Origin of the sequence: Streptomyces cacaoi (assembly GCF_006539165.1) — a bacterium.
GTDB classification, from domain to species: Bacteria; Actinomycetota; Actinomycetes; order Streptomycetales; family Streptomycetaceae; genus Streptomyces; species Streptomyces cacaoi.
In genome coordinates this window covers 324,255-349,939 of sequence record NZ_BJMM01000007.1, presented here as the reverse complement: position 1 = coordinate 349,939, position 25,685 = coordinate 324,255, and the positions used below count along the sequence as shown (strand labels likewise).

Below are 25,685 nucleotides of genomic sequence, written 5' to 3'. Positions count from 1 at the left end.
GGGGGGACGAGGGACGTGTGCCGGGGACGACGAGTCGGTCAGGGGGCCGGGGGAGGTGTGCCGGGGACGACGAGCGGGGCGCCCGTCACGGGGCAGGGGACGACGGTGGACTCCAGGCCGAACACCTCGCGCACCAGCCGGGCGTCGACGATCCCGCCGGGCGGGCCCTGCGCGACGACTCGGCCGTCCTTCATGGCCACGAGATGGTCGGCGTAGCGCGCGGCCTGGTTGAGGTCGTGCAGCACCATGACCACGGTGCGGCCCCGCTCCTGGTTCAACTGCCTCACCAGGTCGAGGACTTCCACCTGGTGGGCGATGTCCAGATAGGTCGTCGGCTCGTCCAGGAGGAGCAGCTCGGTCTCCTGCGCGAGGGCCATCGCGATCCAGACGCGCTGCCGCTGCCCGCCGGAGAGCGCGTCGACGGGCCTCTCGCCGAGCCGGGCGACACCGGTGCGCTCCATCGCGTCGGCGACGGCCCGCTCGTCCTCCGCCGACCACTGCTGCCACCAGCGCTGGTGCGGCTGCCTGCCACGGGAGACGAGGTCGGAGACGGTGATCGCCTCGGGCGCGACGGGGGACTGGGGCAGCAGCCCGACGGCGCGGGCGATCCGCCGCGTGGGGATCCGCGCCAGCTCCCGGCCGTCGAGCAGGACGGTGCCGGCGCGTGGCCGCAGCAGCCGTCCCAGCGCACGCAGCGTCGTCGACTTGCCGCAGGCGTTGGGGCCGACGACGACGGTGACGGCGCCGTCCGGCACATCGAGGTCGAGGCCGTCGACGACGGCGCGGTCGTCGTACGCGAGCGTCAGCCCCCGGGCGGCCAGCCGCCCGGACGGCGGCGCGGCCCTCCGCCCCGGCCCGGCCGCGGCCTCGGCAGCACGGTCGTCGGCCCCGGGGGATCCGTGTCCGCCGCGGGTTCCGTCCGCCTCGTGGAGGGCGTGCGCCGTGCGGGAGTTGTCCGCACCGTGGGGGGCGTCTGCCGTGCCGGAGGCGTCGGCTCCGTGGGAGTCCTCCGCACCGCGGAGGTCGTCCGCCTCGCCGGAGCTGCCGGAGCTGCCGGAGCTGCCGGAGCTGCTGGAGCTGCTGGAGCTGCCGAAGTCGCCGGAGTTATCGGTGTTTCCGGGGGTTTCGGTGCTGTCGGGACCGGAGCCCGTGGAGGTGGCGGGCGTGGCGGCGGGCGCACTCCGCGGGCCGGGCGCACTCCGCGGGCCCGGTCGGCCCGTGCGGTGCGTCGGGGCCGTGGCGCCCGGGCCCGTGCGACTCGGGCCCAGCGGACTCTTCGGGCTCATGGGGCTCATAGGGCGGCTCCACTGCGGCGGGGGTGGTGAGGGTCGCGGGGGTGGCGGATGCGGAGGAGGCCGGGGGTGCGGCGGCGCCCTGCGCGGGTGCCGCCGTCCCCGGAGGAGGCGCGGCGGCCGCCCCCGGCGCGCACGATCAGCCGGATCAGGAACGGTGCGCCCACCGCGGCCGTCAGCACGCCGACCGGCAGCTCGGTGGGGGCGAACAGGGTCCGGGCCAGCAGGTCCCCGAGGACGACCATGCACGCGCCCACCAGGGCCGACGACAGCAGCGGGAGCTGCGCGGCGCGGGTCAGCCGGCGTGCGATCTGCGGGGCGAGGAGGGCGACGAAGTCGATGGGTCCGGCCGCGCCCGTGGCGACGGAGGCGAGCGCCACGCCGATACCGACGAGCCCCAGCCGGACCCGGCCCAGCCGGACGCCGAGCGCGGTGGCGGTGTCGTCGTCCAGCGTGACGTTCCGCTGCGCGCGTGCCGCCCACACGGCGCACGGCAGCAGTGCCAGCAGGGCCACCGCGAGCGGGCCCGCCTGGTCGAAGCCGCGGCCGTTGAGGGAGCCCGTCAGCCACACCTGGGCCTGCTGGGCGGCGAACTGGTCGCCCTTGGTGAGGAACAGCTGGGTGACGGAGCGCAGCGCGACGGAGAAGCCGATGCCGATCAGCACGAAGCGGCCCGCCTGGAGACCGCCGCGCCAGGCGAAGACGTGGACGAGGAACGCGGCCGCCAGCCCGCCCGTCACGGACAGCCAGGGCAGGACGTCGAACGAGGTGAGCCCGAACGTCATCGCGCCGACCGTCAGCGCCGCTGCGCCGTGCGTGACACCGATGATCTCGGGGCTGGCGAGCGGGTTGCGCGCCACCGTCTGGATCAGGGCGCCCGCGGCGCCGAGCGCCGCACCGGCCAGCAGCCCCACGGTCATCCGCGGCAACCGCAGTGTGCCGACGACCAGTTCGTCCGGCGACGGCCGCCCGAACAGCACCTTGACGACCTCGCCCGGCGCGACCGGCGACTCGCCCGCCGTCAGATGCGCGACGACCACCGCGAACAGCAGCACACCCAGCCCGGCGGCCACCACCGTGCTCCGCCGGTGCACCAGCCACGAGGTCCCACCGCACCGCACGACCCGGTACCCGGCGGGCCGCACCCCACCGCCCCCGCCGCCCGGTTCGGCTCCGTGTCCGACACCGGCCTCGACGTCCGCCGCGCCTCCGCGCGCCCGCGTGCGGGGTGCGCCGCGCCTCACGCCGGTACCGCCTTCCGCCGGACGAGGACGACCAGGAACGGCACGCCCACCAGCGCGGTCATCACCCCGGCCGGCACCTCGCCGGGCGGCAGGACGAGCCGGCCGGCCACGTCCGAGACGAGCAGGACGACGGGCCCCAGCAGGGCCGCCATGGGCAGCAGCCTGCGGTGGTCGCCGCCGACCAGGGAGCGGGCCAGATGCGGTACGGCCAGCCCGACGAAGGCGATCGGCCCGGTGGCGGCGACGGCGGCGCCGGTCAGCACCGTCGCGCCGAGCCCGCCGACGATCCGGACGGCGGCGATGTTCCGGCCGAGCCCCTTCGCCGCGTCCTCGCCCAGCGCCAGCGCGTCCAGCCCCCGGACGACCGCGCACACGAGCAGGGCGCCGACGGCCAGGAACGGCCAGATGCGTCCGGCGATGTCGGCGTCCCGCCCGGAGAGCGAACCGACCTGCCAGAAGCGGAACTCGTCGAGGGTGGCGGCGCGGGTGGTGAGGATGCCGGAGACGACGGCGGCGAGCAGCGCGTTGACGGCGGCCCCGGCGAGTGCCAGCTTCACCGGCGTCGCACCGCCCCGCCCCCGCACGGCGACCGCGTACACGGCGACGGCCGCGCACCCCGCGCCCGCGAAGCCGAACCACACATAGCCGGTGAGCGTGTGCACGTCCGCGAAGGCGATCGCCGAGACGACGCCGAGCGCCGCGCCCTGCCCGATGCCGAGGATGCCGGGCTCGGCGACGGGGTTGCGGGTCAGCCCCTGCATGACGGCCCCGGCCAGCCCGAGCGCGGCCCCGGCCAGCAGGCCGACGAGGGTGCGGGGCAGCCGCATCGTCCGGACGACCTCGGCGGCGTCCCCGTGTCCGCCGTGCAGCAGGGCCTGCCACACCTCGCCCGGTGCGATCGGCCGGCTGCCCAGTGCCAGGCTTCCCAGCGCTGCCAGCGCGAGCACCAGCACGGCGGCGAGCAGTGCGCCGAGCCGCCGCAGGGCCGCTGTGCGCGGGGCCGCCGCCCCGTCCGGCCCGTGCCGTCGGGCCTGCGCACCGCCGCCGTCGGGTGCCGTGCCGTCGTCGTCCGGGGCCGTGCCGCCGCCGTCGGCTGCCGCCTCGTGCGCCGGGTCGGACAGGGGCCTGGGTAAGGAAGCGGGCATCTCCACCTCGGTGTCCTCGGTAGTCCTCGGTGCCTCGGTGTGTTCGTGCGCTCGGCGTTCTCGATGTGCTCGGCGCCCCCGGCGCGTTCGGTGCGCCGGAGCGTGCTCGGTGCGCTCAACGTGCTCGGTGTGCTCGGTGCGCTCGGTGCGCTCGATGTGCTCGGTGTCGTCGGGAGCTTCGGGAGCTTCGGGGGCCTCGGTGTCCGGCGGATCACGATGCAGGTTAGGTGGCCCTAAGTCTACGGGCCCGCGCAAGACTCCCCGGGGTACGAAGGCGCCGGGGAACCCCCGCGGTCGGAGGGCGCGGGGGTCGTGGCCGCGGGGGTGGACGGCCGCCGGAACGTCCGCTGCCACCAGGCACAATGGCGCACATGGATTCGAACGGCCCGGCTCCCCGGCACCCCCTGCCCGCCCGCCCCACCATCGGCTTCGACCTCGACATGACGCTCATCGACTCGCGCCCGGGGATCCACGCCGCCTATGTCCGCCTCGCGGAGGAGACCGGGACGTTCATCGACGCCGACCTCGCCATCAGCCGCCTCGGCCCGCCGCTCGTCGAAGAGCTGGCGCACTGGTTCGAGCCGGAGCGGATCCCGGCCATGGCCGAGCGCTACCGCGCGCTCTACCCGCGCTACGCGGTGCCGCCGAGCCCGGCGCTGCCCGGTGCGCGCGAGGCCCTCGCCGCCGTGCGGGCCGCCGGTGGCCGCTCCCTCGTCGTCACGGCCAAGCACCGGCCCAGCGCCGAACTGCACCTGGACCACCTGGGCCTGGAGCCCGATGTGCTCGTCGGCGATCTGTGGGCCGAGGCGAAGGGCGAGGCGCTGCGCGCGCACGACGCGGTGGCCTACGTCGGCGACCACGTGGGCGATGTGCGCGGCGCCCGGCACGCGGGGGTGCTCTCCGTCGCCGTCGCCACCGGGCCCTGCGATACCGCCGCGCTCACCGAGGCCGGAGCCGACGTGGTCCTCCCGGACCTCACGGCCTTCCCGGCCTGGCTGTCCTCCGCGGTGGGCTGAGCGCCGCCGTGCGCCGGGGCGCTGTGCCGGTCGTCAGCCGGCGGAGCGGGCCGCCCGGCGCTGGGCGCGCGCGGCGCGGAAGACGCCGACGCCCGCGATGACGAAGCCCGCGCCCATCAGCATGCAGACGAAGTAGGCGGGTGCCGGGAACGGCTCGGTGCCGAGGAAGAGCGGTGCCATCGTCACCAGCGTGGCCACCGCGCCGATCAGAAAGACGATCCCGCCGATCCGTACCAGAAGATCACCGGCGGTGGGAGTTTCAGTGTTCACCCGCCCAGGGTAGGTCCCGGTGGCGTGTTCCCCGGCCCCGCCCGTCCCGAGCGGACGGGAGCCCGGCACCGTGCGGGAGGGCGCCCGGGAACACTCGGTGGCACCTTGCCACGGCGCGAGGGGCCATTAACCTTGGAGGTGGCGGGTCGATCGGCCCGCCCGACTGCTGTTCCGGGGGTTATGGGGGGCGCAACGGCACTCCCGCTTCCACAGCAGGGCCAGCACCACCCCAGCAGCCGCAGCCCGGTGAAGACCGGACGAGTACGAGGACGAGGACAGACGTGCCTACCGGCAAGGTCAAGTGGTTCAACAGCGAGAAGGGCTTCGGCTTTCTCTCCCGCGACGACGGCGGCGACGTCTTCGTGCACTCGTCGGTGCTTCCGGACGGCGTGGCGGCGCTGAAGCCGGGCCAGCGCGTGGAGTTCGGTGTCGTCGCGGGCCAGCGCGGCGATCAGGCGTTGTCCGTGACCCTGCTCGACCCGACGCCGTCCGTCGCCGCCGCGCAGCGCCGCAAGCCGGACGAACTGGCCTCCATCGTCCAGGACCTCACGACCCTGCTCGACGGCGTCTCGCAGTCGCTGGAGCGCGGGCGCTACCCCGACAAGCAGCAGGGCCGGAAGATCGCGGGCATGCTCCGCGCGGTCGCGGACCAGCTCGACGTCTGACCCGGCCGACGGGCGGGCGCCCCCGGGGCGGGGGCGCCGTCAGCGCCGGTCGGCAGCGGACGGGCGCCCGCGGATCCCCTCCAGGATGTAGGTGGTGCGGCGGTCGTAGTCGGCCCGCGCGGGCCGCTCGCCGTGCTTGAGGGCGAGGGCGGTGTCGACGACGAGCGCGTGCAGGTCGCCCGCCGTGAACTCGGGCCGCAGCGCACCGGAGTCCCGCGCCGCAGCGACGAGTTCTTCGTTGGCCTCGCTCCCGGCCCGGCAGATCTCCATGAGCTGCCGCGAGTGCGGATACGTCTGGAGCAGCACGTCGTTGACGGCGGGCTGGCGGTACTGGAGGTCGCGGAGCGCGGTGACGTAGTGGACGATCCGCTCGTCGATGTCGTCGATGGCCCGGGTGCGGTCGATGACGGCGAACAGCTCCGTCGCGACGACCTCTTCGACGACGGCCTCGATGAGGCCGATCCGGCCGCCGAACCGGTTGAAGATCGTGGCCTTGCTGACCCCTGCCGCCTCGGCGACCTCCTCCAGCGGGACCGTCAGGCCGCGGCCCTGGAAGGCGCCGATCGCGGCGGCGCGGATCTGCTCGGAGTTGCGCCGGGCGTCGGCACGCAGCCCGGACTTCGCAGGAACCGCTCCGGCCATGGATCCGCACCCTCTTCCGCTGTCGTCGCGACGTAACTTGACTCCCTTGGTCAGCTTACCTACGGTCGTCGGCGGAAGAGAAACTGACCTGCTTGGTCAATTTATGGTTCCGCCCACCTCCGCTCCGGACGCCGTGGGCGCACGGAAAGGGGCCAGGAAGATGATCGTCGTCACCGGTGCCACCGGTAATCTGGGCAGCGCCACCGTCGAGCACCTCCTGCGGCGCGTACCCGCCGACCGGATCGGCGTCAGCGTCCGCGACACCGCCAGGGCGCGGCACTTCGCCGACCGCGGCGTGCGCGTGCGGCAGGGCTCCTACGAGGATCCGGCAGCGCTGCGCGAGTCCTTCGCCGGCGCCGAACAGGTCCTCCTGGTGTCCGGCAACGACCCGGCCGCCGACATGGTCGCCCTGCACCGCAACGCCGTCGAAGCAGCCGTCGCGGCCGGCGTCCGGCGGATCGTCTACACGAGCCAGCACGGCGCCGTCCCCGGCAACCCGTACCGGCCCTCCGACTTCCATCTCGCCACCGAGGCGCTCCTGCGCGGCTCCGGCGTCGCCTGGACCGCGCTGCGCAACGGCGCCTACGGCCCGCTCGACCTGGTGCTCGGCCCGTGGCGGCGGACCGGCGGGATCGCCGGGCCGCAGGACGGCCCCGTCCCCTACACCGACCGCGCCGACGTGGCCGAGGCCACCGCGGTCCTCCTCGCCGGCGACCGCGCCGTCGACGGCCCCGTCGCCCTCACCGCACCGGCCGCCGTCACCCTCGACGATCTCGCCGAGACCGCCTCCCGCCTCACCGGCCGCACCGTCGCACGCGTCGTCCAGGACGACGAGGAGTGGGTCGCCGGACAGCTTGCGGCCGGCGTCCCGGAGCAGCCGGCCCGGCTGATGCTCGGCTGGTACCGGGCCGCCCGCGCCGGCTTCTTCGCCGAACCCGGCCCCCTGCTGACCGAACTTCTCGGCCGCGAGCCCCGCACCGTCGCCGACCGGCTCGCGGCCGGTGCCGACGGCTGAGGCGCGCCCGGCTCAGGGGAAGTCGAGGGCCCCGGCGGGCAGCTGCGGGACGAGGCCGACCTCGGCCGCGCGGTCCAGCAGTCCGCGGACGGCGGCGTAGCCGTCCTCGCCGAGGTTCTCGGTGAACTCGTTGACGTACAGCGCGATGTGCTGGTCGGCCACCGCCGGGTCCATCTCCTGCGCATGGGCCAGCACGTACGGGCGCGAGACGGACGGGTCCTGCCAGGCGGCGCGCACCGAGGCCCGCACGGTCGCCGCCAGGGCGCCCAGCGTCTCCGGGCCCAGCTCCCGCTTGGCGATGATCGCGCCGAGCGGGATCGGCAGCCCCGTCGTCCGCTCCCAGTGCTCGCCCATGTCGGCCAGGCAGTGCAGCCCGTAGTTCTGGTACGTGAAGCGGGCCTCGTGGATGACGAGCCCCGCGTCGACGGCGCCGTCCCGCACCGCGGGCATGATCTCGTGGAACGGCAGGACGACGATCTCGCCGACGCCGCCCGGCACCTCGTCCGCCGCCCACAGCCGGAACAGCAGATACGCCGTCGACCGCTCGCTGGGCACCGCGACCCGCTTGCCGCTCAGCCCGGCCGGCGAGGGCGTGCCCGCGGATCCGGGGCGGGTCAGCACCAGCGGGCCGCAGCCCCGGCCCAGTGCTCCGCCGCAGGGCAGCAGCGTGTACCGGTCGAGGACCCACGGGAGTTCGGCGTACGAGACCTTCAGCACGTCGAGCTCGCCCCGCTCGGCCATGCCGTTGGTGACGTCGATGTCGGCGAAGGTGACGCGCGGCGCCGCGGCCCCCGGCACCCGGTCGTGCGCCCAGGCGTCGAAGACGAAGGTGTCGTTGGGGCACGGCGAGTACGCGATGGACAGCGCGGGCAGCGGCACGGAGCCGGAGCCCGCGGCCTCGGCGGCGGCCGAGGGAGAGGAGGGGGCGGGGGTCGCGGGGTCGCTTACGTCCATGGTGGTGCTCCTGCTGATGACCGGATGAGCGGCCCCATGGCGGCCGTGAGGGCGTCCAGGGCCTCGGCGATGCGCCAGGCGGACCGGTCGCGGGGCCCGACCGGATTGGAGACGGCGCGGATCTCCAGCACGGGAACGCCGTGGCCGGCGGCGGCCTCGGCGACGCCGAAACCCTCCATGCCCTCGGCGACGGCCCCCGGGTGACGGGCGCTCAGCTCGTCGGCGCGCTCGGCGGTGCCGGTCGTCGTCGAGACGGTGAGCACCGGCCCGGTACGCGCGCCGACGGCCCCTGCCACGGCGCGCACCAGGGCGGGATCGGTGCGGTGCTCGGCGGTGCCGAAGCCGAGTTCGGCGACGGAGGTGAAGCCCGTCGCCGTCCCGGGGGTCTGCGAGCCCAGATCGGCGGCGACGATCCGGTCGGCGACGACGAGATCGCCCGGCCGGGCCCCGGCCGCCGCGAACCCGCCGCCGATGCCCGCCGAGACGACCAGGGTGAACGGCCGGCCCTCGCTCCCGGCCAGGGCCAGCGCGGTCGCCGTCCCCGCCGCTGCCGCCGCCGGGCCCACACCCGGGGCACGGACCTCGACCTCGGTGCCGGCCTCGGCGGCCAGTCCCGCGCGGACGGCGTCCCGCTCCGGAGCGACGGCCGTGACGACCAGCACCCGCTGCGGCCCCCGCGGGGCCGGGACGTCCTCCCGGCGCACGGCACCCGGCACGCCTCGCTCCTTCCCGGACCCGGACCGGCGCCCGGTCCCCCGGGACGCCGCGGTCGTACGGGCCCGCCCCGTCGTCCTAGCCGTCGCTGTTCTTCAGGTGGAAGTGCCAGATGCCCTTGAAGTCGCCACCCGAGGTCTCCACGACGCTGACCTGCACGCTCTTCTTGGCGCCAGCGGGCTGGCCGGTCGCGGACTGCTGCTGGAAGAAGGCCTCGCCCGGGAAGGAGTAGTACGTCTTCTTCACCGCGTCGGGCAGCGCCGGCTTGCCGTCGACGAGGACGAGCCAGCCCGAGTCGGCCGTCTCCGGCTCGACACCGATCCGCAGCTTGTCACCGGTACCGACGGAGACGGTCTCCTCGGCCTTCTTCTCCAGGCAGCTGCGCACCTCCTTCTCCGGGATGGCCTTGCCGTCGTCGTAGCAGGCGGCCTCGGTGGAGACCGAGTCGCCGTTGACCGCCGCCGTCACCATCGGGGTCGGCTTGTCGCACGCGGAGAGCGCGACGAGGCCGAGGGCCACGGTGCCGAGTGCGGTGGCGGTGCGCACGCTCCGCCGCGACTGTGACGACATGCGGCTGTGCCGCGTGAGCTTGCTCATGCGGGCAGGCTATCGGGCGGCCCGGGCCCCGCGACGCGGGGGTGCGGCGTGCCGCCGTGCCGCCCGGACACCACGACCACCCGGCCCCACGAGCCCCGACGCGCCCTCCGGCCACCGCCTTCCTCTCTTCCCTCTCTTCCCTCTCCTCCTCTGGGACGCGCCCCTCCTCCGTCCTTCGGCGCGCTCGGCCCGTCGGTCCGTTCCTCCTGTCGGCCCGTTCCGCCTGGAGGTGCGTGACGCTCGATCAGCCCGCTGAGGTGCGACACGCGCCCGCGCCCCGGGTGGCCGGGCCCGTCCGTGTGCCCGTCCGCGTGTCCGTCCGTGTGCCCGTCCGTGTCCGTCCGTGTGTGTCCGCGCCCGCGCGCGGGAGCCGTGCCGAAGAGAGCCGCACCGCCGGTCACGGCGCGGAGCACGGAGTGGGGACGTGGTGCGGGCGGCTGCGGATTCCCCGCGCCGGGCCGTGGGGTAGCGTGGGTGGCCGGTGCGCACCGCATGGCCCCCGAGCACGGGCGCGGACGTCGCAGCGGCCACCCGGTCCCGCTCCGTCCCCGATCCCGCCACCTTTCTCCGTGGCCGTACGGGAGGCGCACGCCGACAACGGCGCGACGGCGTAGGAGAGACGATTCTTGTGAGTGCTGCATGAGTGCCGCGACGCGGAGCGCGCCCCGTGGCGCGCGGAGCCGACGCGCCCCGGACCGGCTGTGTGCCGAGGCCGTCGACCTCGCGCGCGAGGCGGCGGAGGAGACGGCGGCGCCGAGCACGGTCGGCGAGTGGATCGAGGCCGTCGCCGACGGGGACCGCGTCGTCACTCACTACTTCGAGGCACATGAGCCCGGCTACCGCGGCTGGCGCTGGGGCGTGACCGTGGCGCGTGCTTCCCGCGCGAAGAAGGTCACCGTCGACGAGTCCGTGCTCCAGCCGGGGCCGGACGCACTGCTGGCCCCCGCCTGGCTGCCGTGGAACGAGCGGCTGCGCCCCGGCGACCTCGGCCCGGGCGACCTGCTGCCCACCGAGCCGGGAGACGTACGCCTGGAGCCGGGCTGGACGGGCGAGGACGAGCCGCCGCCCAATTCCGTCGTCGCGGGGGAGGAGCCGGCGGCGCCGGGCCGTGCCGCCCTCGGAGCCGTCGCCGAGGAGCCGGGCATGGGACGCGCCCGGGTGCTCTCGCGGCTCGGGCTCCAGGAGGCGGCCGACCGCTGGGAAGAGGCGTACGGCCCCCGCACGGCCATGGCCCAGTCCGCCCCGGCGAACTGTGTGAGCTGCGGATTCCTGATGCCGCTCGCGGGCTCGCTGCGGCAGGCGTTCGGCGTGTGCGCCAACGAGTTCAGCCCGGCGGACGGCCATGTGGTCTCGCTCGCCTACGGCTGCGGCGGCCACTCCGAGGCCGCGCTCATGCCGCGTACGCCGCAGCCCCCGCCTCCCGTGATCGACGAGACGCGGAACGACCCGTTCTCGCTGACGGCGGGCCCGGCCGTGGCGGAGCCGTCCGACGGCGAGGACACGGGCCGTGCAGCGGACGCCGACGGTGCGGGCGAGGCCCCGGGCGCGGGCGAGGCCGGTGACGCGGGTGGTGCCGCCGCGGCCGAGGGCGCCGACGCCGGAGCGTCCGCGGAGGCGGCCGGGGCTGAGAATTCGGTGAAGTCGGCGAAGTCGGCGAAGTCGGCGACGACCGCCAAGTCGGCGAAGCCGGTGAAGGCCGCGAAGTCCGGCAAGGCCGGGGCGGCCGAGAAGACCGGGACGACCCGGAAGTCCGGCAAACGGTCGGCGGATTCGGCGGAGCCGGGTGCGGCTGCCGAGGCGTCGGAGCCGGCGGAGCCCTCGACGCCGGAGGCGTCCGGGAAGACCGGAGCGACCCGCAGGTCCGGGGCCGCCAAGAAGGCCGGAGCGTCCCGCAAGTCGGCTGAGCAGTCGGCGGCGTCGGCGGAGTCCGCCGAGGCGCCGGAGCCGGAATCCTCGAAGTCCTCGAAATCTTCGAAGTCCTTGCCGTCCGCGAGTTCCTCGGCGTCCTCGGCGTCCTCGGAATCCGGGGCTTCCGGCAAGTCCGGGAAGACCGGGGCATCCCGTCGGGGCGGGGCAGCCAAGAAGACCGGAGCCGCGCGGAAGTCCGGTGCGCGGTCGGCCGATTCGGCGGGCCCGGAGGAACAGGCCGAGGCGGAGCCCTCGGCGCCGAAGACGTCCGGGAAGACCGGGGCGTCCGGCAGGTCCGGAGCCTCCAGGAGGTCCCGGGCGTCCGGGAAGTCCGGTGAGCGTTCGGCGGACCCGGACGGAACGACGGAGTAGTCCGGGACAGCGGGCCCGACGGAGGCACAGCCCTCGAAGCCCGCGGCACCCGGATCCCGGCGGAACCGAGTGCCCGGCGGAGTCCGGTGCCTGGCACGTCCCGGGTTTCGGGCGTGCCTGCGGCGTCCGGCAGTTCCCGCGTGTCCGGCAACTCCCAGGTGCCGGGCAGGGCCTGAGCGTCCGGCAGCTCCCCGGGGTTCGGCACGTCCCAGGCTTCGGGCAGGCAGCTCCAGGTGTCGGGCCGTCCCAGGCAGGGGCGATTCCGGGTGTGGGGCCGTCCCCGGTACGGGCTTCCGGGTTCCGGCACATCCCAAGTGCCGGGCGGGCCCGAGGCGTCCGGCAGCTCCAGGCGTCGGGCCGTCCCAGGCACGGGCAGCTCCAGGCGTCGGGCCGTCCCAGGCACGGGCAGCTCCGGGTGTCGGGCCGTCCCAGGCAGGGGCGATTCCAGGTGTGGGGCCGTCCGAAGCACGGGCGAATTCGGGTGTCGGGCCGTCCCAGGTGTGGGTGTGTTGCGGGGGCCGGTGGCTCGCGGGTGTCGGGGGGTGGGAGCGGGGGGCGGCGGGGGTGGGGGGTGTCGTGCCGTACTCTCTGGTGGCCCTGGAGACCGTCGTGGACGCGGCCGGTGCCGGGCCGGGGCGGCGGGGAGGGTTCCCGCCGGTTGTCGGACGCGCGGGCGGCCGCGTGGATGAGGAGCCGAGTGGTGACGGACACGTACGGGACCGAGCGGTTGCGGCGCGGTGTGCTGGACGCCTGGACGGCCTCCAGCGCCCGTTTCCGGGAGGATGCCAACGCCGAGCAGGACCTCGCGCTGGGCGGGTACCGCGACCGGCTCGTCGTCGAGCTGGCGCAGAACGCCTCGGACGCGGCGGCCCGCGCGGGCGTCACGGGCCGGCTGCGGCTCACCCTGGACGGTGACGCGCTGACGGCCGTCAACACGGGGGCGCCGCTGGACGCGGCCGGTGTGGAGTCGCTGTCGACGCTGCGTGCCTCCGCGAAGCGGGAGACGCCGGACGCGCGGGCCGTGGGCCGGTTCGGGGTGGGGTTCTCGGCCGTGCTGGCGGTCACCGACGCGCCGGCCGTGGTCTCCCGTGAGGGGGGTGGCGAGGGGGTGCGCTGGTCGCTGGAGGAGGCGCGGCGGCTCACCCGGGAGGCGGCGGCAGGCAATCCGGAGCTGGCGGCCGAGTTGGAGCGGCGCGAGGGCCATGTGCCGCTGCTGCGGCTGCCGTTGCCGTACGAGACCGGGCCGGGCGCGGTCCCGGAGGGCTACGACACGGTGGTCCGGCTGCCGTTGCGGGACGAGGCGGCGGTGGCGCTGGTGCGCCGGCTGCTGGATGCGGTGGACGACTCGCTGCTGCTGGCGCTGCCGGGCCTGGTGGAGGTCGTCGTCGACGACGGTGCGGGCACGGTGCGGACGCTGCGCCGGCACACCGACCCGGACGGCCCGTATGTGCGGATCGAGCGCTCGGGCGGCCCGTCCGGCGAGGAGCCGGGCACCACCCGGTGGCGACTGTGCTCGGACAGTGGGACGGCCGACCCGCAGCTGCTGGCGGACCGTCCCGTGGAGGAGCGGGCGCGGCCGTACTGGTCGGTGACGTGGGCGGTGCCGGTGGACGCCGAGGGCGCGCCGGTGCGTCCGTCGACGGCGGCGTGTGTGTACGCGCCGACGCCCACGGACGAACCGCTGGGCATGCCGGCGCTGTTGCTGGCCTCGTTCCCGCTGGAGCCGACGCGGCGGCATGTGGCGCCGGGTCCGCTGACCCGTTTTCTGCTGGAGCGCGCGGCCGAGGCGTATGCGCGGCTGCTGCGCGAGTGGCGGCCGGTGTCCGCCGGCACGGTCGGCCTGGTGCCGGGCCCGCTCGGACTGGGCGAGCTGGACGGGCAGTTGCGCGGCCTGGTGCTGGAGCGGCTGGCCGAGGTGCCGTTCCTGGCGAGCGCGGCCGTGGCGGACGAGGCGACGGGCGAGCCGTGGCCGCTGCGTCCGCGGGACGCCGAGCTGATCGAGGGGGCGGGGGCGGAGACCGTCGCCGTGCTCTCCGAGCTGTTCCCGCAGCTGTTGCCGGCCGGGCTGGAGCGCCGCAGCGAGCTGCGCGTCCTGGAGGTCGCGCGGGTGCCGCTGGGTGAGGCCGTGGACCGGCTGGCGGGTGTGGAGCGTCCGGCGGAGTGGTGGTGGCGGCTGTACGAGTCGCTGTCGGGCGTCGATCCGGACCGGCTGACGGGGCTGCCGGTGCCGCTGGCGGACGGCCGGACGACGGTGGGCCCGCGGCAGGTGCTGCTGCCGCTGCCGGACGGGACGGTGCCGGCGCGGCGGCTGGCCCGGCTGGGGCTGAAGGCCGCGCACGCGGACGCGGTGCATCCGCTGCTGGAGAAGCTGGGCGCGACGGCGGCGACGCCGCGTGCCGTGCTGACCACGCCGCAGGTGCGGGCCGCGGTGGCCGCCTCGCTGGAGGCGGACGACGACTGGGACATGGGACCCGCCGACGCCGACGACGCCGACGGCCTCGGTGGCGGCGGCCCCGTCGGCGCCGAGGAGCTGGCAGAGATCGTGCTGACGCTGGTGCGGGACGCGGCGCTGGCGCCGGGCGACGAGCCGTGGCTGGGCGCGCTGGCGCTGCCGGACGAGGACGGTGAGCCGGCGCCGGCCGCCGAACTGGTCTACCCGGGCAGCGCGTTCGCCCGCGTCGTCCGGGAGGGCGAGCTGGCGGCCTGCGACCAGGAGCTGGTCGACCGCTGGGGCGAGCAGCCGCTGACGGCGGTCGGTGTCCAGGCCGACTTCGCGCTGGTGCGCGCCACCGATGTGGTGCTCGACCCGGACGAGATGGAGCCGCGCGAGGGCGACTGGCCGGAGCCGGACGACGTCGGCCTGCTGGACGCGGTGGACGTGTGGTGCGAGGACGTGCTGGACCGGATCGCGGCCGAGGACGGCACCGGGGGCGGCGGCGCCCCCGCCGTGCCGCCGACGGCCGCCGAGCTGGTCGCCGTCCGCGATCTCGACCTGGTCGACGACGACGCCTGGCCGGAGGCGCTCGCGATGCTGGCCCGCCCGCCGCTGCGGGACGCGCTGACGGCGCCGGTGCGGGTACGCCTCGCCGACGGCACCTCGACCACCGTCCGCCCGTACACGGCCTGGTGGCTGCGCGGCCATCCGGTGCTCGACGGGCGGCGCCCGGCGGGCCTGCGCGCCACGGGCGGCGACCCGCTGCTGCGCGGCCTGTACGAGGAGGCCGACGCCGGGGACGTGCGGGACGCGGCCGTCCTGCGGGCGCTGGGTGTGCGTACCTCGGCGGCGGCGCTGCTGGACGAGCCCGGCGGCCCGGCGGAGCTGCTGGCCCGGCTGGCCGACCCGGACAGCGAGGTCGAACCGGACCAACTGCACGCCCTGTACACGCTGTTGACGGAGGCGGGGCTGGACGCCGAAGCGTTGACCCTGCCGGACGCGCTGCGCGCGGTGCGGGCCGCCCGGCCCGGTGAGACGTGTGTGGTGGACGCGGAGGAGACGCTGGTGGCGGACGCACCGGATCTGCTGCCGCTGGCCGGGGACCGTCCGCTGCTGCCGGTGCGGCCGGAGGGCGCGGGCGAGCTGGCGCATCTGCTGGAGGTGCGCCGGCTGAGCGAGGCCGTCCCCGGCGAGGTCGCGGGAGAGGGCACGGAGCACGAGGTGCCGGCGGCGGTGCGTGCGCTGCTGCCGCAGGCCCCCGCGCACTACCGGGAGCACGACGAACTGCGCGTCGACGGCGTCGAGCTGGACTGGCGTCTGGCCGCCGACGGGACGCTGCACGCCGCCACCCTGGAGGGTGTCGCGGCCGGGCTGGCCTGGGCGGCCGGGCACTGGGCGCGCCGCTTCGAGGTGGCGGCCCTGCTGGAGGACCCGACCCGCACCGGGGAACTGGCCCGCGACCGCTGGTTCGACTGAGCGGCCGGCCTCCCTCCGGGCGGCCCCGCGTCCCCGGCGAACCGCACGGGGGCGCAACTCCCCGGTGCCTACCGCCCGTTGGCACCGCCCGCTGTGTCGTCCCCCTGTGTCGTCCCGCTGTGTCGTGCCGCTGTGCCGGAGGGCCCGCCTCACCCCCGTGAGCGGGCCCTCCGGGGCCTCGGCGCCGGTCAGCCGGCGCGGCCGAAGACGGCGGCGAGCGGCGGTGCCTTCGACCCCGCGGAGGGCGAGGTGATCTCGTCGGCGCCCAGGTACAGCCGTCCCTCGGCGTACCGGTACCGGTTCTCGCCGATCTCCATGTCGGACTCGACCTTGTACGTCTCCGAGGCGTTCTGGAGCAGCTGCTTCTTCGTGCCGCCGGCCGGGTCGAGCCGCCAGACGCCGCCGCCCCGCTCGTCGAACATGTCGCTCTTCTGATAGGCGAGCACCTTGCCGGAGCCGTCGAGGCCCATCGGGATCAGCTCGCCGGCTTCGGTCCCCTCGACGGTGCCCTTGGCTTCGCCGGTCTTGAGATCGAAGCTGACGAGGGAGTTCTCGGCGTCCGAGCCGCTCCCCACGGGCTTCTCTGTGGCGAGGTGCAGCAGCCCGGCCTTCGGGTCGACGGCGAGCTGCTTGCAGCCGGTGATCTCGGAGGAGGGGCAGTCGGCGGTGTACTTCCCGTACTTCCCGCCCTTCGCGTCGATTCTGCCGCGGAGCCGGCCGCGCGGCCCGCTGTCGTCGACGCTGAGGAACTCCGAGACGCCGGAGCCCCCTTGGGCCTTGCCGTCGTCCACGGCGAGGACGAGCGGCCGGACGGAGACGACGTGCACGTACTCGGTGCCGGCGGGCAGCGGGAACGTCGACTTCGGGGTGCGGCTGCGCGGGTCCAGGGTCTGCACCTTCAGCCGCGGGTGGTCGGTGCTGCCGCAGTCGCGCACGGCGACGAGGCCGTCGCCCTCGCCGGCGTAGCCCCGGACGCCGCACGTGCGCTCGTACTCGGGTGCCCACAGCGGGCGCCCGCCGAGCGTCCAGCCCGCCGTGCCGCTGGTGCCGCCGGCGGCGACGGTGCCGGCCCCGATGGTGACCTCGTCGAACATCTGGGCGCTGCCGTCCTCCTTGCCTTCGCGCTGCCAGCGCAGCCGGCCCCGGTTCAGATCGACGAGGCCGACCCGGGTGCAGCCCTTCGCCGCGTCCTTCGGGTCCTTGAAGAGAACGGCCACCATGCCGTCCTCGGTGGCCTCCGGCGTGGACCAGCACAGCTCACCGCCGAGTCGCACCGTCCACGCGGCCTGGCCGCCGTCCAGCGGATATCCCACGATCTTTCCGAGGTCCGCTTTCACGAAGTGCTTGTCGGTCGTCCACATTCCCATCGTGCCGGCCGCGTTCCGCACTTTCGCGGCCGGCGAGGGGACCTTGTGCAGCAGCTCCGCCCGCGGTGCCCGCGCCGCCGCGTCGCCGTCCGCCCCGTCCGCTCCGCCGCCGTCCTCGCCGCAGCCGGCCGCGAGCAGGGTGACCGCGAGGGCCGCGCCCCCGAGGGCCGCCCTGCGGGGGTCGCGGGCGCGGGCGGGGCCCACCGGACGGCCGGTGGCCTCCCGGCGCCGCCGGACGGACAGGGGAGACGGATGGGACATGTCCTGCTCCTTCGCACATGCGCACCGCCGTGCGCGCGCACGCCAACCGCGGTGGGAATTCCTGGGATTGATTTCCGGGCCGCTGAACGACGGCAGCGGCCGCCCGGGAATTCTGCACGGCGGCTTGTTCCGGTTCAACGGAATTCGCCTGTCAATTGGTTCAGTTGAAATGTCCGGGAGTGCATTTCGGTATTCCGTCCGCCCGGGCCGGAATCCGCTCAGGCCGGAAAACTGCGTCCCACCCGCCGCCAGGCCACCTCCAGCAGCACGGCGGCGACGGCCGCGACACCGACGGCCGTCCACGGCAGCGTCGTCCCCACCAGCCGGAGCGCGAAGAAGTCCTGGAGCCAGGGCGTCACCAGCACCACGACGAACGCGAGCCCCATCGCCAGCACCAGTCCGATCCGCCACCAGGTGTACGGCCGGGCCACGATCGCCAGCACCCACATCGCCGTCAGGAAGAGCGTCAGCGTCGCGGCGCTGGTCTCGGCCGACAGCGCACCGGCGCCGCTGTAGTGGTGCCGCGCCAGCAGATACGTCACGAAGGTCGCCACCCCGGCGATGAGCCCGGAGGGAACGGCGTACCGCATCACCCGCCGGACGAAGTGCGGGCGTGCCCGCTCCTTGTTGGGCGCCAGCGCGAGGAAGAACGCGGGCACGCCGATGGTGAGCGAGGACAGCAGCGTCAGATGGCGGGGCAGGAACGGGTAGGGCACCTGCCAGCAGATCACCAGCAGCGCCAGCAGCACCGAGTAGACCGTCTTCGTCAGGAACAGCGTGGCGACGCGTTCGATGTTGCCGATGACGCGGCGCCCCTCGGCGACCACGGACGGCAGGGTGGCGAAGCTGTTGTCGAGCAGCACGATCTGCGCGACGGCCTTGGTCGCCTCCGAGCCGGAGCCCATGGAGACACCGATGTCGGCGTCCTTGAGAGCGAGCACGTCGTTGACGCCGTCCCCGGTCATCGCGACGGTGTGCCCCCGCTTCTGAAGCGCGCCGACCATCTCCCGCTTCTGCTGCGGCGTCACCCGGCCGAACACCGCGTGCGCCTCCAGCTCCTGAGCCATCTCCTCGGGCTGCTCCGGGAGCCGGCGCGCGTCCACCGGGGACTCGGCGCCCGCCACCCCGAGCTTGCCGGCCACGGCGCCGACGGAGACCGCGTTGTCGCCGGAGATCACCTTCGTCCGTACGTCCTGCTCGGCGAAGTACGCCAGGGTGTCCGGGGCGTCCGGCCGCAGCCGCTGTTCGAGGACGACGAGCGCGACCGGCTCGGCGGCCGAGGCCGCGTCCGGGGCGTCCAGCGCGCCGGACGCCCGGGCCAGCAGCAGCACCCGCAGCCCCTCCCGGTCCAGCCGGCCGGTCTCCTCCAGCGCCGGGTCGCCCTGCGGCAGCAGCACATCGGGCGCACCGAGCAGCCAGGCGCTGCGCTCGCCGCCCGGCTCGGTGAAGGCGGCGCCGCTGTACTTGCGGGCCGAGGAGAACGGCAGCGTGTCCGTGCAGCGCCAGCCGGCCCGCTGCTCCTCGCCCAGCGGATAGGCGTCGATGATCGCCTGGAGGCTGGCGTTCGGGTTCGGCTCGGCGGCGCCGAGCGCGGTGAGCACCTCGCCGACGCGGTCCGGCTCGGCCCCGCCCAGCGGACGCACCTCGCTCACGTCCATGCCGCCCTCGGTGAGCGTGCCCGTCTTGTCGAGGCAGACGACGTCCACCCGCGCGAGGCCCTCGATGGCCGGCAGCTCCTGCACGAGGCACTGCTTGCGGCCCAGCCGGATGACGCCGATCGCGAAGGCCACGGAGGTGAGCAGCACCAGCCCCTCCGGCACCATCGGCACGATGCCCGCGACCATCCGCCGGATCGCCTCGTCGGCGTGGTGCCGCTCGACGACGAGCTGGCTGAGCACCAGCCCGATCGCGGCCGGGACCATCATCCAGGTGATGTACTTGAGGATCTGGCTGATGCCGCCGCGCAGTTCGGAGTGGACGAGCGTGAACCGGCTGGCCTCCTCGGCGAGCCGCGCCGCGTACGCCTCGCTGCCCACCTTCGTCGCGGTGAAGGCCCCGCTCCCGGCGACGACGAAGCTGCCGGAGAGGATCGCGTCGCCCGGGCGCTTGACCACCGGGTCGGCCTCACCGGTCAGCAGCGACTCGTCGATCTCCAGGCTGTCGGCCTCGGCGACCTCGCCGTCCACGACGCACTTGTCGCCGGGGCGCAGCTCCACCAGGTCCCCGAGCACCAGCTCACCGGTCGGCACCTCGGTGCTCCTGCCGTCCCGCCGCACCCGTGGCCGGGACTCGCCGATGACGGCCAGATTGTCCAGGGTCTTCTTCGCCCGCAGCTCCTGGATGATCCCGATGCCGGTGTTGGCGACGATCACGAAGCCGAACAGCCCGTCCTGGAGCGGGCCCACGATGAGGATGATCAGGAAGAGGACGCCGATGATGGCGTTGAAGCGGGTGAAGACGTTGGCGCGGACGATGTCCGCCGCCGAGCGGCTGCTGCGCACGGGCACGTCGTTGACCTCGCCGCGCGAGACCCGCTCGGCGACCTCGGCCGCGGTGAGCCCGCCGGCCCGCGCCCCGGCCCGTCCCCGGCCGTCCTCACCGTGCTGACCGGATGCGCCGGGCTGCCCGGATCCGCGGTGCTCGCCGTGCTCGCCGCTGCCGGCGCGGTGCGTCGTCATGCAGCGACGGTACGGCGGGTTCGGGGGTTTTCGGGACGATCCGTACGCGGTTCGGCCGCCGCCTGTCGTGAAACCGCCGTACCGTGCCGCCCGGCCGGGCGGCGGGTGCTACTCGCGTTCGGCCGCGGCCCTGCGGATCGCCGCGTCCCGCTTGCGCACGTACCAGACACCGACGCAGCCGAGGCCGGCGCCCGCCGCACAGGTCCACAGCCACCAGGTGTGGCCGTGGTCGGCGAACCAGCCGTAGAAGGGCAGTTGGCCGAGGAAGAGAACGAGCCAGGCAATGGTGCCGGTGACGATGGTGGCGACGACGTTGCCCTCCAGCGGCTCCGGCGCCTCCCGCTTCCCGTCCGTCCACTTGCTCATGAGACCCATCGCGGCGCTTCCCTCCCCTGTGCACAGTGCCCTCGGCGGCCCGTGGCAGCCCGACGGCAGCCAGCCTACCGAGTGGCCCGACCGGGCCCCGCGGGGACCGACCGGGCCGCTCCCGGGAGGTCTACGCGCGGAGATGGCGATCACGCCATTTGTTTGTTCATACTGAAGCCAATTGGATCTGACTGGTTTCTTTCGTTCGATCAACCAAGCTGATCCATCCGCTGACCGCGGTGCCGCGCGGTCAACGCAGTCCCCAGCCTCTCCAGGCCAGCACGCAACCCGAGGTCACGCATGTCCGCTTCGGCCGAACCGGTCGATTCCGAGGCGTCCCCGACGCCTCCGTCCGCCCCCCGCTCCCCGCTGGACCGCTTCTTCCAGATCACCGCCCGGGGCTCGACCGTCGGCCGGGAGCTGCGGGGCGGGCTCGCCACCTTCTTTGCGATGGCGTACATCATCGTGCTGAACCCGATCATTCTCGGGGCCGGTCACGACAAGTACGGCCACTATCTCGACAACGGGCAGCTCGTGACCGCCACGGCGCTGATCGCCGGGCTCACCACCGTGCTGATGGGCGTCATCGGCAACGTGCCGATCGCGCTCGCCGCCGGGCTGGGCATCAACGCCGTCGTCTCGCTCCAGCTCGCGCCCAAGATGAGCTGGCCCGACGCGATGGGCATGGTCGTCCTCGCGGGCATCGTGCTGATGCTGCTGGTCGTCTCCGGGCTGCGGCAGCGGGTGATGGACGCGATCCCCGACGGGCTGCGCCGGGCCATCGCGATCGGCATCGGCATGTTCATCTCGCTGATCGGCCTCGTCGACTCCGGCTTCGTCTCCCGCAACCCCGACTCCGCCGACACGACCGTGCCGCTCGGTCTCGGCCAGGGCGGGCAGCTCCAGGGCTGGCCGGTGCTGGTGTTCGTGCTCGGGCTCGCCCTGATGTTCATCCTGACGGTGCGCAAGGTGAAGGGCGCGATCCTCATCGGGATCGCCTCCATGGCGGTGCTCGCGATCGTCATCAACGCCGTCGCCGAGATCCCGGACAAGGCGTGGGGGCTGTCCGTTCCGGACGTGCCCGACTCCATCGTCGGCTCGCCGGACTTCGGGCTCGTCGGCAACATCAGCCTGTTCGGCGGCTTCCACGAGGTCGGCTGGCTGACCGGCTGCCTGTTCGTCTTCACCGTGCTGCTGTCCGGCTTCTTCGACGCGATGGGCACGATCATCGGCGTCGGCCAGGAGTCCGGGCTGGCGGACAAGCACGGGCAGCTGCCCCGTATGGGCCGCATCCTGTTCATGGACGGGATCGGTGTCGCCGGCGGCGGGCTGGGCTCCTGCTCGGCCAACACCTGCTTCGTCGAGTCCACGGCGGGTGTCGGTGAGGGCGCGCGCACCGGCCTCGCCAACGTCGTCTCCGGCGGGCTCTTCCTGCTGGCGCTCGTCTTCACCCCGCTCGCGAAGGTCGTCCCCTCGCAGGCGGCGACGCCCGCGCTGCTCGTCGTCGGCTTCCTGATCATGTCCTCGAACGTCCGGGACATCGACTGGAGCGACGCCTCGGCCGGCATCCCGGCGTTCCTGACGATCGCCTGTATGCCGTTCACCTACAGCATCACCAACGGCATCGGCATCGGCGTCATCGCCTACATCGTGCTGCGTGCGGCCAAGGGCAGGCTGCGCGAGGTGCCGTGGCTGCTCAATGTGGTCGGGCTGTGCTTCCTCGTCTACTTCCTGCTCAACCCGATCGAGCAACTGGTCGGGGTGGTGTAGCCGGTGGCGGGCCGGCGGGGCCGTGCGGCCCCGCGGAAGCCTCAGGCCGAGCGGCCGTAGAAGCGTTCCGTCTCGTCGACGGCGGACTGGAACCGCTCGTCGAAATCCTCGCGAATGAGCGTCCGGACGACATAGTCCTGGACGCTCATTCCGCGTTTTGCGGCGTGCGCGCTGATGCGGTCGAAGAGCTCCGTCTCCACGCGCAGGCTCAGCACCTGGGAATCCGGGCGGCCGCCGTGCCGGCCGTGGCTCGTCGGGATGGTCATACGAACCACCGTCGCGGGGCGCCCCCGACCGCTGTCCGCGAAATGTGGCAGGTCTCACCCGAACGTGTGAGGTCCGACCCCGAATTCCGGTAGTAGTTAGGCGCAGTAATGAGTTAAGCTAACGACTATGTCGGAACAGCTCTCCCCTCCGCCTTCGGCGGGCGGGCCCCCGCAGGGTGCCGCAGACACCACCGGCGAGACCGGGACGCCCGGCGCGTCCGATCCCGCCGGTGCGCACGGGGCGCCCGGCGACCCCGCGGACGACAGCGGCATCGGCGCCGACGGCGGCGTGAGCGGAGCCGACCAGGCGGCCGTCAACGCGCTGCGGTCCTCCGTGATGCGGTTGTCGCGGCGGCTGAAGCACCAGCGGGTCGACGAATCGCTGAGCCCCACGGAGATGTCCGTGCTCGGCACCCTCGCCCGCTGCGGCAGCGCCACCCCCAGCGAACTGGCCCGCAAGGAACATGTGCAGCCGCCGTCGATGACCCGCATCGTCGCCATGCTGGAGGCCAAGGGGCTGGTGCGGCTGGATCCGCACCCGGAGGACCGCCGGCAGAAGGTGGTCAACCGCACCGAGCAGGCCGAATCGATGCTCGCCGCCGCGCGCACCAAGCGGAGCGCATGGCTGGCCGAGCTGTTCGCCTCGCTGGACGAGGACGAGCGGGCGACGCTGCGCGCCGCGGCGCCCGTGCTGGAGAAGCTGGCGCACTTGTAAGGAGCACGACCGAGCAGGCAGGAGGCGAACCCCCACGTGAGTACGGGCAACGGAGCAGACTCCGCACCCGCACCATCCCCGACCGATTCCACTTCCCGCATCCCCCACCAGACCCGCGGCCCGGCGCCCGGCGCCCCCGCCGCACCCACCCCGCCTCCTGCCGAGCCGGACGGCCCGGACACCGGTTCCGTCCGCGACGATAAGAACCCCCCGGAAACCCCGGACGAGAAGGACACCCCGGCCGGGAAGGACTCACCCGCCGGGAAGGACGCTCCGGCCGGGAAGGGCTCCCGGGGCGAAAAGGGCGCCAGGACCTCGATGTTCAGCTCGTTGCGGATACGCAACTACCGGCTGTTCGCGATGGGTCAGGTCGTCTCCAACACCGGCACCTGGATGCAGCGCATCGCCCAGGACTGGCTGGTGCACAGCCTCACCGGCTCCTCCACGGCCGTCGGCGTCACCACCGCACTCCAGTTCCTGCCGATGCTGCTGTTCGGGCTGTACGGCGGTGTCATCGCCGACCGCTGCTCCAAGCGCAAGCTGCTCCTCGTCACCCAGGGAGCCATGGGCGTCACCGGCCTGGTGCTGGCCGCGCTCACGCTCAGCGGCCAGGTGCAGGTCGCGCACGTGTACGCGCTCGCCTTCGTGCTGGGCCTCGTCACCGTCGTCGACAACCCGACGCGGCAGACCTTCGTCTCCGAGATGGTCGGCCCCGCGCAGATCCGCAACGCCGTCTCCCTCAACTCGGCGAACTTCCAGAGCGCCCGGCTCGTCGGCCCCGCCGTCGCCGGGGTGCTGATCTCGGCCGTCGGCGGCGGCTGGGCGTTCCTGCTCAACGGGCTGTCCTTCGCCGCGCCCATCGCCGGGCTGCTGCTGATGCGCTCCGCCGAGCTGTACCCGGCCAAGCGCGTCGAACGCGGCAAGGGGCAGCTGCGCGAGGGGCTGCGCTATGTGCGCGGACATCCCGAACTGCTGTGGCCCATCGTCCTCGTGGGCTTCATCGGGACCTTCGGCTTCAACTTCCCGATCTGGCTGACCGCCTTCACCAGCGACGTCTACGACGCCGGACCCGGCACCTACGGCACGCTCAACTTCCTGATGGCCGTCGGCTCCGTCGCCGGTGCGCTGCTGGCCGCGCGCCGCGGGCACTCGCGGATGCGGCTGATGGTGGGCGCCGCGCTGGTCTTCGGCGTGCTGGAGATCGCAGCCGCGCTGTCCCCCTCGTTCTGGCTGTTCGCCGCCCTCATGGCGCCGATCGGACTGGCCGGCCTGACGTTCAACGTCACCGCCAACTCCAGTGTCCAGATGGCCTCCGACCCGGAGATGCGCGGGCGGGTCATGAGCCTGTTCATGATGGTCTTCGTCGGCGGCACCCCGATCGGCGGGCCCGTCACCGGCTGGATCACCGACACCTGCGGCTCCCGGGCCGGCTTCCTGTCCGGCGGGTTGATCTCGGCGCTCGCCGCCGTCGCCGTCGCCGCCGTACTGGCCCGGCTGGCGGGCCTGCGCCCCGCCATCGACCTGCACCGGGGCCGGCCGCACGTCCGGTTCGTGCCGACCCGCGGCGCCGCCGAGGCCGACAAGCCCGTGCCCGAGCCCGCGTGAGCCGGGGCCCGGCGCCGGACGGCCGCGAAGGGCCGGACACGGCGCCGGGCGCCCCGCCGCGTGCCTTTGAGAAGGTGCCCCCATGAGACTGTTCGCGGCCGTGTTCCCGCCGTCGGACGCCGTGGGGGAACTCGCCCACGCGCTCGTCCCGCTCGGGCGCCTGCCCGGGGCCGAGGCCCTGCGCTGGACCGGCCGCGACACCTGGCACTTCACCCTCGCCTTCTACGGCGAGGCGGACGAGGAGGAGACGGCCGACCTCACCGCCCGGCTCGCCCGCGCCGCCCGCCGCTGCGCGCCCGTGCCCCTGCGCCTGGGCGGCGGCGGACGCTTCGGCGACCGCGCCCTGTGGGCCGGGCTCGCGCCGGACAGCGGGCGGACCGGGCTGATGCGGCTGGCCCGCTCGGCGACCGCCGCCGGCCGCCGGGCCGGGCTCGTCCCCGAGGAGGACCGCCCCCGCTTCCGGCCGCACCTGACGGTGGCGCGCTCCCGCGGCCTCGTCGATCTGCGGCCCTACGTGGACGAACTCCAGCGCTTCCAGGGCTCGTTGTGGACGGCCGGGGAGCTGGTGCTCGTGCACAGCGTGCCGCCTCCCGGCGGGGTGCCCGGAGCGCGGCCCCGCTACGAGGCGCTGGAGCGGTGGGCCCTGGAGGGCTGAACCTTGCCGCACCGGCTGCACCGGCTGCACCGGCTGCACCGGCTGCACAGGCCGAGCAGGCCGAGCAGGCTGTGCAGGCCGAGCAGGCTGTGAGGTCGTGCAGGTCGTGCCGGTCGCACAGGTTGAAGCAGGCCGGGCGCGCTGATGCGGCCGGAGCCGACGGGGCTGCCGGGGCCCTCGGAGCAGGGGGTGGGCGACGTGGCCCGGTGCGGCCGGTCTACCGTATTGGGCGTGAATGCGAAGACCAGGATCCGGATC

21 protein-coding genes and 1 pseudogene are annotated in these 25,685 nt (G+C 74.5%); 10 read left to right on the top strand and 12 right to left on the bottom strand.

Going from position 1 to position 25,685, the window contains the following annotated elements; translation table 11 throughout:
• Positions 1-38 precede the first annotated feature (38 nt).
• The 3 genes from SCA03_RS10565 to SCA03_RS10555 all read right to left on the bottom strand — a co-directional run bounded on the left by SCA03_RS10565 (position 39) and on the right by SCA03_RS10555 (position 3,681).
• Positions 39-821 (bottom strand): ABC transporter ATP-binding protein, encoded by a 783-nt coding sequence (locus SCA03_RS10565; protein ID WP_086818242.1) that lies wholly within the window; start codon positions 819-821, stop codon positions 39-41.
• Between the two features lie 470 nt (positions 822-1,291).
• The gene (locus tag SCA03_RS10560) at positions 1,292-2,437 is read right to left on the bottom strand and encodes a FecCD family ABC transporter permease (RefSeq protein WP_086818243.1); all 1,146 of its coding nucleotides are present in this window, start codon (positions 2,435-2,437) and stop codon (positions 1,292-1,294) included.
• 95 nt (positions 2,438-2,532) lie between these two features.
• Positions 2,533-3,681 (bottom strand): FecCD family ABC transporter permease, encoded by a 1,149-nt coding sequence (locus SCA03_RS10555; RefSeq protein WP_078873793.1) that lies wholly within the window; start codon positions 3,679-3,681, stop codon positions 2,533-2,535.
• 39 nt (positions 3,682-3,720) lie between these two features.
• On the opposite strand from SCA03_RS10555, the gene SCA03_RS10550 reads away from it, so the two are divergent.
• Positions 3,721-3,918: a hypothetical protein gene (locus SCA03_RS10550; RefSeq protein WP_141275326.1), complete on the top strand. Its 198-nt coding sequence runs from the start codon at positions 3,721-3,723 to the stop codon at positions 3,916-3,918.
• Between the two features lie 134 nt (positions 3,919-4,052).
• On the top strand, positions 4,053-4,697 hold the full coding sequence (locus tag SCA03_RS10545; protein ID WP_051856901.1) for an HAD family hydrolase: 645 nt from the start codon (positions 4,053-4,055) through the stop codon (positions 4,695-4,697).
• Between the two features lie 33 nt (positions 4,698-4,730).
• Here the strand turns inward: SCA03_RS10545 and SCA03_RS10540 are convergent, their stop codons facing one another.
• Positions 4,731-4,967 (bottom strand): hypothetical protein, encoded by a 237-nt coding sequence (locus SCA03_RS10540; RefSeq protein WP_030886597.1) that lies wholly within the window; start codon positions 4,965-4,967, stop codon positions 4,731-4,733.
• Between the two features lie 281 nt (positions 4,968-5,248).
• Between SCA03_RS10540 and SCA03_RS36955 the strand changes: the two genes are divergently transcribed.
• Positions 5,249-5,632, top strand: coding sequence for a cold-shock protein (locus SCA03_RS36955; protein ID WP_030886600.1), 384 nt, complete (start codon positions 5,249-5,251; stop codon positions 5,630-5,632).
• Between the two features lie 39 nt (positions 5,633-5,671).
• Here the strand turns inward: SCA03_RS36955 and SCA03_RS10530 are convergent, their stop codons facing one another.
• Positions 5,672-6,274 carry a TetR/AcrR family transcriptional regulator gene (locus SCA03_RS10530; protein ID WP_086816460.1) on the bottom strand — a complete coding sequence of 201 codons (603 nt, stop codon included), beginning with the start codon at positions 6,272-6,274 and terminating at the stop codon, positions 5,672-5,674.
• A 160-nt stretch (positions 6,275-6,434) separates the two neighbouring features.
• Between SCA03_RS10530 and SCA03_RS10525 the strand changes: the two genes are divergently transcribed.
• Complete coding sequence (locus tag SCA03_RS10525; RefSeq protein WP_086816462.1) at positions 6,435-7,289, top strand: NAD(P)H-binding protein; 855 nt, start codon at positions 6,435-6,437, stop codon at positions 7,287-7,289.
• Between the two features lie 12 nt (positions 7,290-7,301).
• On the opposite strand, the gene SCA03_RS10520 is transcribed toward SCA03_RS10525, so the two are convergent.
• From SCA03_RS10520 to SCA03_RS10510, 3 genes are all read right to left on the bottom strand, one after another.
• Positions 7,302-8,147: a 1,4-dihydroxy-6-naphtoate synthase gene (locus SCA03_RS10520; protein ID WP_086816467.1), complete on the bottom strand. Its 846-nt coding sequence runs from the start codon at positions 8,145-8,147 to the stop codon at positions 7,302-7,304.
• 86 nt (positions 8,148-8,233) lie between these two features.
• A complete protein-coding gene (locus SCA03_RS10515; RefSeq protein WP_169729657.1) occupies positions 8,234-8,959 on the bottom strand; it encodes a futalosine hydrolase in 726 nt (241 codons plus the stop codon).
• Between the two features lie 76 nt (positions 8,960-9,035).
• Positions 9,036-9,554 carry a DUF2771 domain-containing protein gene (locus SCA03_RS10510; RefSeq protein ID WP_230988573.1) on the bottom strand — a complete coding sequence of 173 codons (519 nt, stop codon included), beginning with the start codon at positions 9,552-9,554 and terminating at the stop codon, positions 9,036-9,038.
• 639 nt (positions 9,555-10,193) lie between these two features.
• On the opposite strand from SCA03_RS10510, the pseudogene SCA03_RS36045 reads away from it, so the two are divergent.
• Positions 10,194-11,066: pseudogene (locus SCA03_RS36045) on the top strand (DUF3027 domain-containing protein); the annotation flags it as partial.
• 1,453 nt (positions 11,067-12,519) lie between these two features.
• Complete coding sequence (locus SCA03_RS10500; protein ID WP_086818145.1) at positions 12,520-15,744, top strand: sacsin N-terminal ATP-binding-like domain-containing protein; 3,225 nt, start codon at positions 12,520-12,522, stop codon at positions 15,742-15,744.
• 188 nt (positions 15,745-15,932) lie between these two features.
• Here the strand turns inward: SCA03_RS10500 and SCA03_RS10495 are convergent, their stop codons facing one another.
• The 3 genes from SCA03_RS10495 to SCA03_RS10485 form a co-directional block, all read right to left on the bottom strand.
• Positions 15,933-17,372 carry a hypothetical protein gene (locus SCA03_RS10495; RefSeq protein ID WP_086818144.1) on the bottom strand — a complete coding sequence of 480 codons (1,440 nt, stop codon included), beginning with the start codon at positions 17,370-17,372 and terminating at the stop codon, positions 15,933-15,935.
• A gap of 218 nt (positions 17,373-17,590) precedes the next feature.
• Positions 17,591-20,050, bottom strand: coding sequence for a cation-translocating P-type ATPase (locus SCA03_RS10490; protein WP_078874114.1), 2,460 nt, complete (start codon positions 20,048-20,050; stop codon positions 17,591-17,593).
• 108 nt (positions 20,051-20,158) lie between these two features.
• Entirely contained in the window at positions 20,159-20,416 is a 258-nt protein-coding gene (locus tag SCA03_RS10485; protein WP_030891866.1) for a DUF2530 domain-containing protein, read from the bottom strand.
• Positions 20,417-20,716: 300 nt separating this feature from the next.
• On the opposite strand from SCA03_RS10485, the gene SCA03_RS10480 reads away from it, so the two are divergent.
• Entirely contained in the window at positions 20,717-22,186 is a 1,470-nt protein-coding gene (locus SCA03_RS10480) for an NCS2 family permease (protein WP_030891869.1), read from the top strand.
• A gap of 41 nt (positions 22,187-22,227) precedes the next feature.
• Here the strand turns inward: SCA03_RS10480 and SCA03_RS10475 are convergent, their stop codons facing one another.
• Positions 22,228-22,452: a hypothetical protein gene (locus SCA03_RS10475; protein ID WP_030895328.1), complete on the bottom strand. Its 225-nt coding sequence runs from the start codon at positions 22,450-22,452 to the stop codon at positions 22,228-22,230.
• A 337-nt stretch (positions 22,453-22,789) separates the two neighbouring features.
• Between SCA03_RS10475 and SCA03_RS10470 the strand changes: the two genes are divergently transcribed.
• The 3 genes from SCA03_RS10470 (at position 22,790) to thpR (ending at position 25,427) form a co-directional block, all read left to right on the top strand.
• Complete coding sequence (locus SCA03_RS10470; protein WP_141275336.1) at positions 22,790-23,167, top strand: MarR family winged helix-turn-helix transcriptional regulator; 378 nt, start codon at positions 22,790-22,792, stop codon at positions 23,165-23,167.
• A 36-nt stretch (positions 23,168-23,203) separates the two neighbouring features.
• Positions 23,204-24,772: an MFS transporter gene (locus SCA03_RS10465; protein WP_141275325.1), complete on the top strand. Its 1,569-nt coding sequence runs from the start codon at positions 23,204-23,206 to the stop codon at positions 24,770-24,772.
• An 82-nt stretch (positions 24,773-24,854) separates the two neighbouring features.
• Positions 24,855-25,427, top strand: a complete 573-nt coding sequence (thpR, locus tag SCA03_RS10460; protein ID WP_030895333.1) for an RNA 2',3'-cyclic phosphodiesterase — start codon at positions 24,855-24,857, stop codon at positions 25,425-25,427.
• Positions 25,428-25,685: the final 258 nt, after the last annotated feature.